Annotated in this window: 14 protein-coding genes and 1 riboswitch; of the genes, 6 read left to right on the forward strand and 8 right to left on the reverse strand. The window is 68.2% G+C overall.

What is annotated here, in order from left to right:
• The first annotated feature begins 746 nt into the window (after positions 1–746).
• Positions 747–984: riboswitch (cobalamin riboswitch) on the forward strand.
• 109 nt (positions 985–1093) lie between these two features.
• The 4 genes from cobA to FOZ70_RS30465 are packed head-to-tail and all read left to right on the forward strand — an operon-like array spanning position 1094 to position 4224.
• Positions 1094–1903, forward strand: a complete 810-nt coding sequence (gene cobA / locus FOZ70_RS30450; RefSeq protein ID WP_185730851.1) for a uroporphyrinogen-III C-methyltransferase — start codon at positions 1094–1096, stop codon at positions 1901–1903.
• Positions 1900–2277: a cobalamin biosynthesis protein gene (locus FOZ70_RS30455; protein WP_219707460.1), complete on the forward strand. Its 378-nt coding sequence runs from the start codon at positions 1900–1902 to the stop codon at positions 2275–2277. Before cobA ends, FOZ70_RS30455 begins: the two co-directional genes overlap by 4 nt.
• A 37-nt stretch (positions 2278–2314) precedes the next feature.
• A complete protein-coding gene (cobO, locus tag FOZ70_RS30460) occupies positions 2315–2917 on the forward strand; it encodes a cob(I)yrinic acid a,c-diamide adenosyltransferase (RefSeq protein ID WP_021160089.1) in 603 nt (200 codons plus the stop codon).
• Positions 2918–2919: 2 nt separating this feature from the next.
• Positions 2920–4224 (forward strand): cobyrinate a,c-diamide synthase, encoded by a 1305-nt coding sequence (locus tag FOZ70_RS30465; protein WP_219707461.1) that lies wholly within the window; start codon positions 2920–2922, stop codon positions 4222–4224.
• Positions 4225–4251: 27 nt separating this feature from the next.
• Here the strand turns inward: FOZ70_RS30465 and bamE are convergent, their stop codons facing one another.
• On the reverse strand, positions 4252–4791 hold the full coding sequence (gene bamE, locus FOZ70_RS30470) for an outer membrane protein assembly factor BamE (protein ID WP_048020589.1): 540 nt from the start codon (positions 4789–4791) through the stop codon (positions 4252–4254).
• Between the two features lie 245 nt (positions 4792–5036).
• Positions 5037–6200: a M20 aminoacylase family protein gene (locus tag FOZ70_RS30475; protein ID WP_219707462.1), complete on the reverse strand. Its 1164-nt coding sequence runs from the start codon at positions 6198–6200 to the stop codon at positions 5037–5039.
• Positions 6201–6541: 341 nt separating this feature from the next.
• On the opposite strand from FOZ70_RS30475, the gene FOZ70_RS30480 reads away from it, so the two are divergent.
• A complete protein-coding gene (locus tag FOZ70_RS30480) occupies positions 6542–7615 on the forward strand; it encodes a type IV toxin-antitoxin system AbiEi family antitoxin (protein ID WP_219707463.1) in 1074 nt (357 codons plus the stop codon).
• Entirely contained in the window at positions 7584–8489 is a 906-nt protein-coding gene (locus tag FOZ70_RS30485) for a nucleotidyl transferase AbiEii/AbiGii toxin family protein (RefSeq protein WP_219707464.1), read from the forward strand. The genes FOZ70_RS30480 and FOZ70_RS30485 overlap by 32 nt, the downstream gene beginning before the upstream one ends.
• 48 nt (positions 8490–8537) lie before the next feature.
• Here FOZ70_RS30485 and FOZ70_RS30490 read toward each other — a convergent pair whose 3' ends face one another.
• From FOZ70_RS30490 to FOZ70_RS30515, 6 genes are all read right to left on the reverse strand, one after another.
• The gene (locus FOZ70_RS30490) at positions 8538–8954 is read right to left on the reverse strand and encodes a PIN domain-containing protein (RefSeq protein ID WP_219707465.1); all 417 of its coding nucleotides are present in this window, start codon (positions 8952–8954) and stop codon (positions 8538–8540) included.
• Positions 8951–9211: a type II toxin-antitoxin system VapB family antitoxin gene (vapB, locus tag FOZ70_RS30495; protein ID WP_021160097.1), complete on the reverse strand. Its 261-nt coding sequence runs from the start codon at positions 9209–9211 to the stop codon at positions 8951–8953. The genes FOZ70_RS30490 and vapB overlap by 4 nt, the downstream gene beginning before the upstream one ends.
• A 250-nt stretch (positions 9212–9461) precedes the next feature.
• The gene (locus FOZ70_RS30500; protein WP_059496031.1) at positions 9462–10478 is read right to left on the reverse strand and encodes a GNAT family N-acetyltransferase; all 1017 of its coding nucleotides are present in this window, start codon (positions 10476–10478) and stop codon (positions 9462–9464) included.
• Positions 10478–11317 (reverse strand): formyltransferase family protein, encoded by an 840-nt coding sequence (locus FOZ70_RS30505; protein ID WP_042975471.1) that lies wholly within the window; start codon positions 11315–11317, stop codon positions 10478–10480. Before FOZ70_RS30505 ends, FOZ70_RS30500 begins: the two co-directional genes overlap by 1 nt.
• An 86-nt stretch (positions 11318–11403) precedes the next feature.
• Positions 11404–13656 (reverse strand): TonB-dependent siderophore receptor, encoded by a 2253-nt coding sequence (locus FOZ70_RS30510; RefSeq protein WP_219707466.1) that lies wholly within the window; start codon positions 13654–13656, stop codon positions 11404–11406.
• 22 nt (positions 13657–13678) lie between these two features.
• Positions 13679–15034: a lysine N(6)-hydroxylase/L-ornithine N(5)-oxygenase family protein gene (locus FOZ70_RS30515; RefSeq protein WP_219707467.1), complete on the reverse strand. Its 1356-nt coding sequence runs from the start codon at positions 15032–15034 to the stop codon at positions 13679–13681.
• Between the last annotated feature and the right edge of the window lie 21 nt (positions 15035–15055).

A 15055-nucleotide genomic window follows, 5' to 3' on the forward strand; every position in this document is an offset into this window, starting at 1 on the left:
ACGCGAAGTAGTACAACTCGCCATCCGAAGCGGTTTTTCAGAATTGACGGTTGTACACGTTGTCCGTAATAGCAAGGCCCGCGCCGCAGCAGGTGCAGCGTGGGTTGGGCGCGGAAACGTTCATGCTCCTTGGAGATTCGGATGATTGACGTCGCGCGGCCGGTATTCGATTGTCCGCTTCAGCCGGTTTTCGATGATCGGGATAAACCACTGCGACACATTCGTTCAGACCATGAATATTGCCCGGTTGTATGTGGCCATCGTCGTATGGCTGTCGATGGCGCTCTTGTTTCCGTTTGCCCTGAAGGGGATGGATTCCCCTCTTGCAACGGTCGCGAAAGTACTGATGTGGTCGTACTGCATTCTGCAAACGCTACGGGAATCGAAGCGGTGCTTGTGAAGCAGCCCGCTGCGACAAAGAGCCGATCGCGTATATCGCACCTGTTTCGCAATCGGCATCGAGCCGCCTCGGCCGTCGGCGCACTCGCCGGTGCCGCGGTCTGTGGCCCGAATCGCGGCGGCATCGGCGGCAGTTCCGGCTCGTCCGGAGGTTCAGGCGGCAGTGGATCCTGCGGCGCGGGCGGTTGCTGAAGCCTTACTTGAAACACGTGGCGACTGTGCGCCGCCGCGCTTTCCGGGATCGGGGCATGGCCTTCATTTGCTCGGCGACATGTTCGCCGAGCGTCGCAAAGACCGACGACGGGTAAGCGCCCACCCCGCATGCGTTTGCGCCGGTGCGCTGTGCTATCGTATGCGCCGCGTTCGGTGCTCGCATGCGCATTCCGCGCATGCAGTTAAACGGGAAACAGGAGGTGGATTGCCGCCCTGCCTGTGCTGTCCCCGCAACGGTACGCCGCCCGCGCGACGCGCTTCCCCGCGCACGCGCCCATGCCGCCCACGATGCCACTGCCCTTCCACCGGGCGGGAAGGCTGCGGCCTGGCAAGCGGCCAGCCCGGATACCGGCCGACGCAAGGGGCGAGCCCGATGCTCGCCGAACGCCCGATCCGCGGGGGACGGACCGGGTGCGCATTCCGCCCGCGTTCGCGCGGGCTTCGCCCGATCCGTTATGCGTTGCCTGTCTGCCGGCCGCCGATGTGCCGCCCGCCTTCCCCTTTCCACTGTTTCGACACGGTGCGCGCCGTGCCGCGTCCAATGAGCCGCGCCTGGCTCATCGGCGCCGGCCCCGGCGACGCCGACCTGCTGACGCTCAAGGCCGTCCACGCGATCGGCTCGGCCGACGTGCTGCTCGTCGACGATCTCGTGAACCCCGACGTGCTGCGCCATGCGCGCGCCGACGCGCACATCGAGCACGTCGGCAAGCGCGGCGGCCATGCCTCGACGCCGCAGGAGGCGATCGTCGCGGCGATGCTCGCGCATCTGCGCGCGGGCCGCAGCGTCGCACGGCTCAAGGGCGGCGACCCGTTCGTGTTCGGCCGCGGCGGCGAGGAACTGGCCGCGCTCGGCGCCGCGGGATTTCGAGTCGAGGTCGTGAGCGGCGTCACGGCGGGCATCGCCGCGCCGGCCGCGCTCGGCATTCCGGTCACGCAGCGCGGCGACGCGCAGGGCGTGATCTTCGTCACGGGCCACGGTGCGGGCGCCGACGAACCCGACTGGCGCGCGCTCGCGGCCACGCGCATGACGATCGTCGTCTACATGGGCATCCGCCGGCTCGACACGATTGCAGCCGCGCTGCGCGAAGGCGGCCTGCCCGGCGACACGCCGTGCGCGGCGATCGAGAATGCGACGCGCCCCGAACAGCGGCACGTGCTCGCGACGCTCGACACGCTCGTCGAACAGGTCGGCGCGACCGGCATCGGTTCACCGGCCATCGTCGTGATCGGCCGCGTCGCGGCGTTCGCCGACGATCCCGCGGTGCGCGCCGCACTCGGCAGCCGCGCATGATGCGCGTCGCGATCGGTGTCGGTTTCCGCGCGGACGTGACGGCCGCGCAACTCGATGCCGCGATCCGCGTCGCGCTGATGCGGTACCCGGCTGCCGAACCGGCGCTCGTCGCCACGCTCGCCGACAAGGCGCGCGCACGCGCGCTGCGCACGCTGTGCGCGAGACGCGGCTGGCCGCTCGTCGCGTTCGACGCGGCACAGCTCGCGAGCCGCCCCGAACTGGCCGTGAGCGGCCCGTCGGATGCCGCGCTCGCCCGCTTCGGCGTCGCGGGCGTGGCCGAGGCGTGCGCGCAGCTCGCGGCGCCGCACGGCCGGCTGCTGGGCCCCAAATCCATCCGGGACGGTGTGACGGTCGCACTCGCCGGCCCGCTCTGAACCCTTTGTTTCGCTTTCTTTCGACAGGACGAATCCGATGAAAACCGACGCCGAATCCCATCAACGGATGACCGAACGCCGCCGCGCGGGCCACGAGAAGAAGCAGGCCGCCGCCGTCAACGAAAAGGGCCTGCTGATCGTCAACACCGGCAACGGCAAGGGCAAGAGCACGGCCGCGTTCGGCATGGCCGTGCGCGTGCTCGGCCACGGCATGCGGCTCGGTGTCGTGCAGTTCATCAAGGGCGCGCTGCACACGTCCGAGCGCGACTTCCTCGGCGCGGTTGCCGAATGCGATTTCGTGACGATGGGCGACGGCTACACGTGGAACACGCAGAACCGCGACGCCGACATCGCGACCGCGCGCAAGGGCTGGGACGAGGCGCGCCGGATGATCGAAAGCGGCGATTACCGGATGGTGATCCTCGACGAGTTGAACACGGTGCTGAAGTACGAATACCTGCCGCTCGACGAAGTGCTCGCGACGCTCGCCGCGCGTCCCGATTCGGTCCACGTCGTCGTGACCGGGCGGCATGCGCCCGATGCGCTGATCGACGCGGCCGACCTCGTCACCGAGATGCGGCTCGTCAAGCATCCGTACAAGGAGCAAGGCGTGAAGGCGCAGCGCGGCGTGGAGTTCTGAGCATGCCCGCCTGCCCCGCGCTGTTCGTCAGTGCGCCCGCGTCGGGCCAGGGCAAGACGTCGGTGACGGCCGGCCTCGCGCGGCTGCACCGCCGGCTCGGCCGCCGTGTGCGCGTGTTCAAGACCGGGCCCGACTTTCTCGATCCGATGCTGCTCGAACGCGCGAGCGGCGCCCCCGTGCATGCGCTCGATCTCGGGATGGTCGGCGAGGCCGGCTGCCGCGCGTTGCTTGCCGATGCCGCACGCGATGCCGACCTGATCCTGATCGAAGGCGTGATGGGGCTGTTCGACGGCACGCCGAGCAGTGCCGACCTCGCGGCTGCGTTCGGCGTGCCGGTCGTCGCGGTGATTTCCGCGAAGGCGATGGCGCAGACGTTCGCGGCGATCGCGTTCGGGCTCGCCCGGTTCCGGCCGGGGCTGCCGTTTCACGGCGTGCTCGCGAACCGCGTCGGCTCGGCCCGGCACGCGGAACTGCTGCAACAGGCGCTGCCCGACGACCTGCGCTGGCTCGGGCACGTGCCGGCCGATGCGGGCATCGCGCTGCCGGAGCGGCATCTCGGCCTGCACCAGCCGGCCGACATCGGCGATCTCAACGCACGGCTCGATCGCGCGGCCGACGTGCTCGCGCAGACGGCGCTCGCCGAATTGCCGCCCGCCGTCGCGTTCGCCGAACCGGACGCCGCGGCGCCGCTGCCGCGTGCGCTCGCCGGCAAGCGGATCGCGATTGCGCGCGACGCGGCGTTTTCGTTCATCTATCCGGCGAATCTCGCGCTGCTCGACGCACTTGGAGCGCAGTTGCGCTTCTTCTCGCCGCTCGCCGACGAACCCGTGCCGGCCGATTGCGACGCGCTGTTCCTGCCGGGCGGCTATCCGGAACTGCATGCGGCGACGCTCGCGGCGAATGACGCCGCCGCACGCACCATTCGCGCACATGCGGCGGCTCGCCGGCCGATCGTCGCGGAATGCGGGGGGATGGTGTATCTGTGTGAATCGCTGACCGACGTCGACGGTGTCACGACATCGATGCTCGGGCTGTTGCCGGGGCGGGCGACGATGCAGCGCCGGTTCGCGGCGCTCGGCATGCAGCAGCTCGATACGCGTACCGGGCCGATGCGCGGCCATACGTTTCATTATTCGACGCTCGCGACGCCGCTGGAACCGGTCGCGAACGCGGCGCGCCCCGACGGCAAGCCGGGCAGCGGCGAAGCCGTCTATCGCCACGGCGCGATCGTCGCGACGTACATGCACCTGTACTGGCCGTCGAATCCGGAGGCGGTCGTGGCGCTGTTCGGCGGCACGGCGTTCTGACCGAAAAAACGGCGAGGCGCCGCGATGTCAGGGTTTTTCGCGGCCCGGCGCTTCCGAGCGCGAAGTGCGGATCACGGTGCCGTCGGGCGAGAAATGCGCGTTGAACATCGCGTCGCCCGATACGCCGCCCTCGGCCCAGTGCCAGCTCCACACCTCTTCGTGGCTCAGCGCGTATTGCGCGATCTCGGTCGGCTTGCCGAGCAGTTGGCGCACGTCGTCCTTCGACATCCCGGGCACGACCTTCGCGATGTTCGCCGCCGTCAGCGCCTGCGTGATCGACACGAGCCGGCCGTCGGGCCCGAAATCGAGCATGTAGGTGCTCGTGCCGTACGGGCCGCGCGGATATTCGAACCGCTGCGAGCCGTCGTCGCCCTGCCTGACCATTTCCGGCTTGCCCGCCTGGCGGAGCACGTCCTCGGTCGTCGACACGCCCGGCTGCAGATTGCCGAACGCCATCGGATCGGGCTTGATCGCATTCACCGCGTCAGCCACTTTCTGGTCGTCGCACCCGGCTGCCAGAATGGCGACCGCACCGGCGGTCAGCACGGTCAGAAGCTGTTTTCGCATTTCATCCACACCTGTATTCATCGTGCCGGTCCGGCGTCGCGCGCAGCGTAGCACGCGACCTGTTCCGTCGATGTCAAGGAGCGTCAAATGCGGTCACGGCGCGCTTTCCAGTGGAACATGAGCCTGGGCGGGGATCTGCGCCGGCTCGTGCGTAGCGCCTTTGGCGCGTTTCCAATGCGAATGAGCCTGTTGTGTCGGCTCCGGCCTTGCAGGCGCGGCAGCTCGCACGCCGCCGCGCCGCCGCATCACACCAGGAACGCCTCGGCCAGCTTGACCCAGTACGACGCGCCGGTAGGCAGTGCCGCGTCGTTGAAGTCGTAGCCGGGGTTGTGCACCATGCAGCCGCCCTCTCCGTCGCCGTTGCCGATGATCAGGTAGCAGCCCGGCCGCTTCTCGAGCAGGAACGCGAAATCCTCGCTGCCGGTGAGCGGCACCATCCCGTCGATCAGGTTCGCTTCGCCCACCCACTCGCACGCGACGCCGCGCGCGAACGCGGTCATGTCCGTGTCGTTGACGAGCACCGGGTAGCGGCGCTGGTAGTCGATCGTCGCGGTCGCGCCGAACACGGCGGCCTGCGCATGCACGACTTCCTTGATGCGCGTCTCGAGCAGGTCGCGCACCTCCGGCTTCAGCGCGCGCACCGACAGGCGCATCTGCGCGCGATCGGGAATCACGTTCGGCGCCTCGCCCGCGTGGATCGCGCCGACCGTGACGATCGCCATGTCGAGCGGCGACACGTTGCGCGACACGATCGTCTGCAGCGCAATGACGATCTGCGCGCACACGACCACCGAATCGACCGCCTTGTGCGGCACCGCGCCGTGGCCGCCGCGGCCCTGCACGTCGATGACGACGGTATCGGACGACGCCATGAACGGCCCCGGCAGGAAGCCGAATTTGCCCGTGGGGAAGCCCGGCATGTTGTGCATCGCGAAGATCGCGTCGCACGGGAACAGCTCGAACAGCCCTTCGTCGAGCATCTTCTTCGCGCCGCCGAGCCCTTCCTCGGCCGGCTGGAAAATCAGGTTCAGCGTGCCCGAGAAGCGGCGCTCGCGCGCAAGATGCTTCGCGGCGGCGAGCAGCATCGCCGTGTGGCCGTCGTGACCGCATGCATGCATCTTGCCGGCGATCCTGCTCTCGTACGGCAGGCCCGTGGCCTCGTGGATCGGCAACGCATCCATGTCGGCGCGCAGGCCGAGGCGCTGCGTGCCGTTGCCGACCTTCAGCTGCGCGACGACGCCAGTGCCGCCCAGCCCGCGATGCACCGTGTAGCCCCACGACTGCAGTTGCTCGGCGACGAGGTCGCTCGTCGCGAATTCCTCGAAGCCAAGCTCGGGGTGGGCATGGATGCGGTGCCGGATCTCGATCATTTCGTCGGCGAGGCCTGCGGGAATCACGCTGTGCGTCACGGTGTCGTCTCCTGTTTCTGCGGGGAATGTGCAGGCAAGGATAGTCGGTTCGCCAGCAACCGGACAGACGAAAAGTCGTCGCGGTAGCAACCGACGGTTGCCGTATCTGGTACCGCACACGATATGAGCTGACCGGCCATCCGGATGACTGCCACACACGGTTCGGGCGAGCGAGACTGTGGGCTTGACAGCGATTTGACGAGCGCCAGGATTCGACGATGACCGTTCAAGCATCCGGAATAATGCCGACACATCAACGTGTTACAGGTAATTGTTCACTTTTTGACACATGTACATTTTTTGTGTACGCTGATGAGGAAGTGAACAAGCAATCGCCTCCGATGCCCGAGAACGCCCCCCTTCCGATGTCGGAACAGCACGTGCTCGACGAAGCCTGCGCCGCGTTCGAACGCGCGACCCGGCGCTTCGGCGCGCGGCCCGTGCGCGTGCCGGCCGCGTATGCCGGGCAAACCGACGCGATGATCCGCTTCGACGTTGCCGGGCAGGTGTTCGAGATGCCGGCCGCCGTGAGCCTGCGCGTCGAATCGCTGCCGGGCGCACTCGCGGCACTGCGCCGCCGCGGCGTCGCGATCGCGACACCCGGCGAGCGGCCGCTGATGCTGATCGCCCCCTATCTTTCGGCCGAACTGGCCGCCGGCCTGACCGACCAGGGCATCCCGTTTCTCGACACCGCGGGCAACGCATGCCTGATTCAGCCGGAGGCGACCGTGATGATCGCGGGCCGGCCGAAACCCGCACGCACGCCGCGCCGGCAGGCATCGCGCGCGACGACGCCGAAGGGGCTGGCCGTGATGTTCGCGGTCGCGACACAGCCGGGCCTCGTCGCACAGCCTTATCGGACGATTGCGGCCGCGTCGGGTGTCGCGCTCGGCACGGTCAACCTCGCGATGGACGACCTGATCGCGCGCGGCCTCGTCGGGCAGCGCCGCAATGGCGAACGCCTGATACCCGACTGGCCGCGCTTCGTGCACGAATGGGTTGCGCTGTACCCGAGCCGCCTGCGCGCGAAACTGCCGAGCCGTCGTTATGCCAGCCTCGCGCCCGACTGGTGGCGCGATTTCGATTTCGCGTCGTTCGATGCGCGGCTCGGCGGCGAACCGGCGGCCGACCTGCTGACGCACGACCTGAAGCCGGCCGAAATCACCGTCTATACGCACGGCGCGGCATCGAATCGCCTGCTGCTCCAGGCCCGCCTGCGCCCGGACGACCACGGCGACGTCGAAATCGTCGAAGCATTCTGGCCGCACTCGCCCGCGCTCGACTGGCACGAGCCGCGCGTGCCGCTCGTACCGCCGCTCCTGATCTATGCGGATCTCGTCTCCTCCGGGGACAGCCGCAACCTTGCCGCCGCCGAACGGATCCATGACCGATACCTCGCCCATCCGCCCGCTTGAAGTCGACGCGCGCCGGCCGCTCGACCCGGCGGCGGTCGCGCTCTTGCAAGCGGTGAGCCATGCCTGCGCGCGCGTCGAGGCGGCCTTCGTCGTCGCCGGCGCAACCGCGCGCGACATCCTGATGTGGCACGTCCACGGCATCCGGCCGGTGCGTGCGACACGGGACGTCGACGTCGCGGTGTGCGCGGTGAGCTGGCCGTTTCACGCGCAGCTCGTCGATGCGCTCGTTGCGACCGGGCAATTCACGCGCGCACCGAAACAACAGCAGAAACTGCTGTTCGACAGCGGCACGCACGGTTTTCGCACCGAACTCGATCTCGTGCCGTTCGGGCCGCTCGAAACGCCGCCGGGCGAGATCGCGTGGCCGCCGGGCGGCGAATTCGTGCTGAATGTGCTCGGCTTCCAGGAAGCGGTGGACACCGCGCAGCCGGTGTCGATCGACGCACGCACCGTCGTGCCGGTGGCCAGCCTGCCGGCGCTCGCGCTGCTGAAGCTGCTCGCCTGGAAGGACCGGCGTGCACGCCAGAACAGCGATGCGTACGACCTGCTGTTCCTGCTGCGGAATTTTCACGATGCTAGCAATCGCGAGCGCATCTGGGATGCCGCCCCCGACCTGCTGGAACGGCATGCGTTCCAGCCCGGCCTTGCCGCCGCCGCGCTGCTCGCGCGAGACGCGAAACGGATTGCCTCGCCGCACACGCGCGACGCGATCCGCGTGCTGTTGTCCGACGAAGCGACCTATGCCACGCTCGGCCAGGATCTGCTGGCACGTGCGTTCGCGCTGTTGCCGGGTGAATTCAGCGATGACGCCAACCGGTATCTCGACGCATTTCGCGACGCCTTTCTCGAGGATTCACCCGCACCGCACGCATGACACGACGCTGTGGCGCCGCCGCGTCATCCCGCTTTCGCACTGCCGCGCTCAGGCTGCCCAGTCTTCGAGCGACAACCCGGCCACCCGGCCGAACTCCCGCCCGTTGTTCGTGACGAGCACCGCACCGGCCGCGATCGCATGCCCGGCGATCGACGCATCGTTCGCGCCGATCGGCATGCCGCGCGCGGCGAGATCGGCACGAATCGCGGCCGTTGCATCGACGGCCGCCGTATCCCACGACAGCACGCCATCGAGCCGCGAGACAAAGGCCGTCACGAGTTCCGCATGCTTCGGCGAAGCCTTCCTGCCGACTGCGCCGAACCGCATTTCGGCATAAGTGATGGCCGACACGACGATCCGGTGCTGCGCATTGACGCACGATTGCAGCCGCGAAAGCACTACCGGCGACCGCTCGCGCATGATGAACGAACAGATGTTCGTATCGAGCATGTAGAGCGTGGTCACTGGCCGGACTCCGTCGGCGCGGCGCCGCCGGAAAGGTCGAAGCGGCCGGACTCGATCACGGCCGGGCGTTCGGCGAGGAAATCGGCGTCGGCCAGCGGTTCGCTCGCAAACGAGAGCCACGTGGGCCGCACGGGCCGCAGCAGCAGCGTGTCGCCCTCGCGACGGATCTCGAGTTCCGTCACCCCCTCGAACTCCATGTCCTTCGGGATGCGGATTGCCTGGTTACGGGCGTTCTTGAAAATGGAAACGGTGCGCATGAGCCACTCCATGGGAGTACGATGCGCCCATTCTAGACATATGCTAGCATATGTCAAATTGAGGGAACGCAAATCGGACGTCGCGCCCCACGCTGCCACGGGTGTTTTTGTCATGTTGCCGGCCTGTCGTCGATGAGGAGAGCGATCCATTCTTCACGACGCAGGACACGCGGTCCATATCCCGAACGGCCGATGCCGGTGCGGCACCGCACCGCGCGCAACGTCGCACCGACGCTGCGCACCCGCGCCGTCACGGCAACCGGAAAGTGTCGAAGAATGTGTCTCGCTCGATCACGGTGAGCGCCGCGCGCTTGTGCGGGAAATCGAACTCCTTCAGCGTGTGGAACCCGAGCCGGTGCATGTACGCGATGTGCCGCACGTGATCGACGCGCGGCTCGCCGACGAGCCGCTGCGTGCGCGGTTCGTCAACGAACATGTAGTGCAGCACCCCGCTCCACCATGCATGCAGCTTGCCGGCGCTCTGGAACCGCGAATCGCCGATCAGCAGGTGCAGCCCGCGATCGTAGTCGTGCGCATCGTAGAACGGCGCGAGACGATCCTCCTTCGCCCAGTAGAACTCGAAATAGCCGAACGGCGTGTCGTCGAAATAGCCGATCATCGGGTGCATGTGCGGATCGGCGAGCCGCTCGGCAAGATACGCCGCGTGCTCGTCGCGCGTGCCGCGCTGGTCCCAGAAATGCGCGACGCGATCGAGGTTCATCCAGCCGCTGAACAGGTCCGCATGCGCGTCGATGTCGACGGTGCGCAGGCTGAACGTCATCCCGACCTGCGGCATATGGCGTGCATAGATCTCGCCGGCCGGCGACGGCGGCCGCACCGGGTGCCGGTGCCCGTTCGTGATCGCATGGCGCAGCGGCATCCCGCCCGACGCGGGCGCCTTCAGCCACGGTCGCGGGTTCTGCCAGAAGGTCGTGCGCGATACGGTGAACCGCAGCGTGTCGCCCTCGGCCTGCGCGCCGTCGATCACGCCCTCGCGCACCGCGCGCGCCACGTACGACGCAACGGCCGCCGCATCGGCGCCGCCGAGCGGCACCGTGATCGTCGCCGCGTCGTATCGCGTGTCGGTGTTGAAGAGCGCGACGAACGCCGCGAGCAGTGTCTCCGGCGAATCGTCGGGCCGCCACGCGTCGAGCGAGCGCTCGGCGACCGTCATCGCCGGCCCGTGCGCGGCGCCGTCGAGCGCCGCGGCCACTTCACCTTCGACGGCGTCGGCGGCGCCGGCCGGTTTCGTCAGCGTGTCTTGCATCACAGTGCTCCCGCGTCGTGGCGATCGGCGAGAACGTGCAGCCCCCGCTCGAGCGCCGGAAACAGGCTGCGCTGGAAGTTGTTCCAGCGCAGTTCGAGAATCGTGTCGTCCGGTGCGATCGGCGTGTCGAGCACGTCGCAGATCACCTCGCCGGAATCGATGCCGTTGTCGACGTAGTGGAACGACGCGCCCGTCATCATCACGGGCTCGACGGACGACGTCGCGCCGCTCGCCCAGTCGACCCGTTCGCCGCGCGCGCCGTGCAGCGCGTCGAGCGTCGCCCATGCGCCGCGCCGCTGGTACGGCGAACCGTCGGCGGTGATGCCCGGGTGGATGTTGGCGATGCGCCGGTGAAAGCGCGCGCCGGGCCGCACGAGCTCGTCGAGGATCACGAGCAGCCCGTCGAGCACGACGACATCGGCTTCGAGTTCGAGCAGGCGCTCGAGCAGGCGGCGCTCGAACGCCTGTTTGCCGGCTGCACGCTCGCGTGCGTCGCGCGGCAGCCGCCGGTACGTCGACGCAATCGTGCAGAACAGTTCGTCGACCGGCCGGCCCTGCACCGTCAACCCTTCCGGCAGGATCCACGGGCGGCCCGGCGTGCGCGCGAAACCGTAGTCGGCCACCTTCGCGCGGTCGGCCGGCGAACCGTCGTCGTCGTCGACGATCACGCCCTTGAGCGTGTAACGCTCGCCGAGCGGCGAGTCGTTCAGGCGCTCGACGAGGAATTCGAGCGGCGCCTTCATGTAGCGCGTGCCGCCCTGATAAGCGACCGGCTGGCCGGCGCGATCGGCCGCGCCGTTGCGCAGCGACTGGATGTAGACGAGATTTTTCTTCGGCATGGATGCGTCGTGGAAAAGCGGACGAAGGCGCCGCGGCCGGCCCGTGCCGGCCACGAAGGCCGGCCGGCGGGCCGCGGCGCGCATCGTCACCAGTTGTATTTCGCGGTCGCGATCACCGTGCGGTCGGTGCCGAACACGCAGACGTTTACCGACTGGCAGCCGCTGATGTAGTGGCGGTTGGCCAGGTTCGTCCCGTTCACGGCGAAGCGCCAGTTGCGCGTGTCGTAATGCACGCCCGCGTCGAACAGCGTGACGCTCGACACCGTCAGCGAGTTGTCGGACCCACCGGCCGACGCGCTCTGGTAGCGAACGCCGCCGCCGAAGCCCAGCCCCGCGAGCGCCCCCGTATGCCACGTCCAGTCGGCCCACAGCGACGCCATCTGGCGCGGACGCGGAATGTCGACCGGCCAGTTGTTCAGCGAGTTGTCGTTCGCCTTGATGACCTTCACGTCCTGGTAGACGTACGAAGCGATCATCGACAGGTTCGGTGTGACCTTGCCGGTCGCACTCAGCTCGATCCCGCGCGAACGCACCTCGCCGGACTGTACCGACTTGGTGCCGCTGTCGTCCTGGCTCGGCAGCGCCGGCGTGATGCCGTTGGTCTGGTTGATCTGGTAGATCGCCGCGTTCAGCATCAGGTTCTTGCCGGGCGGCTGCCAGCGCAGGCCGGCCTCGATCTGCTTGCCGCGCGTCGGCTGCGGCAGCCCGCCGCCGAGCAGGTTCACGCCGATCAGCGGGTTGAACGACGTCGCGTAGCTGACGTACGGCGACAGCCCGTAGTCGCCCTGGTACGTGAGGCCGACGCGGCCGGTGAACGCCGTGACGTCCGCCTTCGTCGACGTGCCGCCCGCGCGGTCGTCCTGGCGCATGTTGACCCAGTCCTCGCGGCCGCCGAGCGTCAGCGTCCAGCGGTTCCACTTGATCTGGTCCTGCGCGTACAGGCCGAACGTGTTCATCGCCGTGTACGTGTTGGTGCGACCCGTGGTCTCCGGATTGGAGAACACCGACGTGGTCACGGGCGTGTACACCGGGTTGTAGATGTTCAGCGGCGGCGCGGCGGCAATCCACTCGCTGTCGGTTGCGGTCTGCCGGTTGTACTGGAAGCCGAGCAGCAGCGTGTGCTGGAGCGGGCCCGTCGCGAAGCGGCCTTCGACGTTGTTGTCGATGTCGAAGCGGCTGTAGTTCATCTGGAACACGCCGGCCCAGCGGCTGACATCGGTCGTGCTGCCGTCGACGAAGCCGTTGCCCCACACCGAACCGTTGTCGAGCGACAGGTGCATCAGGCGGACGTTCTGCCGGAACTTCCACGCCGAAGTCAGGTTCTGCTCGAACTGGTAGCCGACCGACCACTGCTTCTTGCGGTAGTAGTTGAAGTTCGGGTCGCCTTCGTACACGTCCTTGTTGATCTGGCCGCTCGGGTTCGGGAGCACCGTGCCTTGCGCGGGCAGGAAGTTCGACGAGATGTCGCCCCAGTCCTGCAGGTACGTCGCGGACAGCGTCAGCGACGTATCCGCGTTCGGGCGCCAGCGGAACGACGGCGCGAGCGCGACGCGCTGGTCGTTGTTCGGGCCCGTCAGCGCATTGCCGTCACGCGCGACGCCGACGAACCGGTACGCGTACTTGCCATCCGGGTCGAGCTTGTCGCCCACGTCGATCATGAACTGCTTGCGCGCGTAGTTGCCGATCTGCACGCCGGCCTCCCGCACGCGCTCGCCGTCGGCGAGCTTGGTCTGCACGTCGACGATCGCGCCGGGATCGCCCGCGCCGTACAGCACCGAGGTCGGCCCGCGCAGCACGGTGATGCTGTCGATCATGTACGGATCGACGCGCCAGCTCGCAAGGTTGATCGTGTTCGGCACCTGCAGCCCGTTCACGTAGGCGGTCGGCGTGAAGCCGCGCAGTGCCGCGTACCAGTCGGAACGGTTGTCCGAACCGTACGACGAGAAACCCGGCACGTAGCGCAGTGCCGCGTTCACGTCGGTCGCGCCGGTCATCTCGATCTGCTGCGCGGTGACGACGTTGATCGTCTGCGGGATCTCGTTGATCGGTGTATCGGTCTTCGTGCCGGTCCGGCTGCGCTTCGCGACGAGCCCGACCGTGCCGTCCCCTTCCGAGGCCGCGTTGACGTTGATCGTCGGCAGCGTACCGGTCGACGCACTGGCCGCCGCACCGCCCTGCGCACTGCTGGCCGACGCCGCGGCGCCTGCGTTCACGGCCGGCGCCGTCTGGGCATATGCCTGCCCCGCCGCCGCACCGAACGCCACGCTTGCCGCGGCTGCGATCGCACGCAAACGCGTGCCTGTTGCCCACTCCATCTTTCTCTGCTCCACTTTTTTCATGCGGTCTCCGACCGCGCCTTTGTCAAAGAGCGAAAGCCATCCGGCCCGCGCTCACCCCGTTTTCCTGTCTTGCCTTGGCCGCGCCTTCGTCATGGGCGGGCGCGATCCCGTCTTCGAGCGACGCGCAGATTTCGTCCGCGCGGCGTGCCAGCACCGACAGCAGCGTGTCGGACAAACCGTGGCTGTCTTCGCAGCAGCCTTGCAGGTAGATGCGCGGCGCGAAGTGCGCGGGCGTCGCGAGCAGGTAGTCGCGCGTCACGTCGCCACGCGCGAGCGCATCGCCCAGGTGCGGCGCGAGCCCTTCGAGCAGCGCCGAATGGGTGTCGCGGCGATAGCCGGTCGCGAGCACGAGCGCGTCGAAGCGCTCGACGCGCGTCGCGCCGCTCATCCGGTCGCGCACCGTCAGCTCGACGCGGCCGTCGGCGGTGCGCACCGCGGCCTCGATCGCGCTGTTCGCGAGCAGCGCATGACGCGGCGTGCCGTCGATGCGCTGCAGGTACAGCATTTCGTAGATCTGTTCGATCAGCGGCCGGTCGACCACCGCGTAGTTCGTGTCGCGATAGCGGTCGAGCAGCGCGCGGCGCGCGTCATGCGGCTGCGCATAGACGACATCGGTGAATTCGGGGCTGAAGATCTCGTTGACGAACGGGCTGTCGTCGGCCGGCTTCAGCGCGCCCGCGCGCATCACGAGGCTCGCGTCGACATGCGGGAAACGGCGCGCGAGATCGATGAACACCTCGGCCGCGCTCTGCCCCGCGCCGATCACCGCGACGCGACGGCGCTCGCCGTCCGGCGACGCGACGAGCCGGTCGATGTCGGTCAGGTAGGACGACGAGTGGATCACGCGGTCGCGGCCGAGCGCGGCGAATGCGTCCGGGATCGCCGGCGTACCGCCGACGCCGACCGACAGCGCGCGCGTGACGCGCTGGCGCTCGTGGCCGGCGGCGTCGCGCGACAGCACGCGCAGCGCGTCGATCCGCGCGCCGTCGCCGCGCACGGGCTCGATGCCCAGCACGGTCTCGCTGTAATGGACGCGATCGTCGAACGCGTCGGCCACCCAGCTCAGGTAGTCGTGGAACTCGACGCGGGTCGGGTAGAAGTTCTTCAGGTTGACGAATTCGTTCAGCCGGCCGCGTTCGAACAGGTAGTTGATGAACGTGTAGCGGCTTTTCGGATCGCGCATCGTGACGAGATCCTTCAGAAACGAGATCTGCATCCGGCAGTCGTCGAGCAGCATCCCGCGATGCCAGCCGAATTCAGGCTGGCGCTCGACGAAGCAATGGGCGAGCCCGCCGCGCTCCGCGAGGCGCACGGCCAGCGCCAGATTCGACGGCCCGAAGCCGACGCCGATCAGGTCGAATACGGTTTCTCTCTGCATGTCTCAGCTCCCTTGTCGGTG

The organism is Burkholderia sp. COPS (assembly GCF_019425585.1).
Classification (GTDB): domain Bacteria; phylum Pseudomonadota; class Gammaproteobacteria; order Burkholderiales; family Burkholderiaceae; genus Burkholderia; species Burkholderia cepacia.

Coding starts and splice junctions, on each gene's coding strand:
- FOZ70_RS30480 (WP_219707463.1), top strand. CDS start 6,542: ATGCCCGAGAACGCCCCCCTTCCGATGTCGGAACAGCACGTGCTCGAC.
- FOZ70_RS30500 (WP_059496031.1), bottom strand. CDS start 10,478: ATGCAAGACACGCTGACGAAACCGGCCGGCGCCGCCGACGCCGTCGAA.
- FOZ70_RS30515 (WP_219707467.1), bottom strand. CDS start 15,034: ATGCAGAGAGAAACCGTATTCGACCTGATCGGCGTCGGCTTCGGGCCG.
- FOZ70_RS30485 (WP_219707464.1), top strand. CDS start 7,584: ATGACCGATACCTCGCCCATCCGCCCGCTTGAAGTCGACGCGCGCCGG.
- FOZ70_RS30510 (WP_219707466.1), bottom strand. CDS start 13,656: ATGAAAAAAGTGGAGCAGAGAAAGATGGAGTGGGCAACAGGCACGCGT.
- FOZ70_RS30505 (WP_042975471.1), bottom strand. CDS start 11,317: ATGCCGAAGAAAAATCTCGTCTACATCCAGTCGCTGCGCAACGGCGCG.
- FOZ70_RS30465 (WP_219707461.1), top strand. CDS start 2,920: ATGCCCGCCTGCCCCGCGCTGTTCGTCAGTGCGCCCGCGTCGGGCCAG.
- vapB (WP_021160097.1), bottom strand. CDS start 9,211: ATGCGCACCGTTTCCATTTTCAAGAACGCCCGTAACCAGGCAATCCGC.
- cobA (WP_185730851.1), top strand. CDS start 1,094: ATGTGCCGCCCGCCTTCCCCTTTCCACTGTTTCGACACGGTGCGCGCC.
- cobO (WP_021160089.1), top strand. CDS start 2,315: ATGAAAACCGACGCCGAATCCCATCAACGGATGACCGAACGCCGCCGC.
- FOZ70_RS30455 (WP_219707460.1), top strand. CDS start 1,900: ATGATGCGCGTCGCGATCGGTGTCGGTTTCCGCGCGGACGTGACGGCC.
- bamE (WP_048020589.1), bottom strand. CDS start 4,791: ATGCGAAAACAGCTTCTGACCGTGCTGACCGCCGGTGCGGTCGCCATT.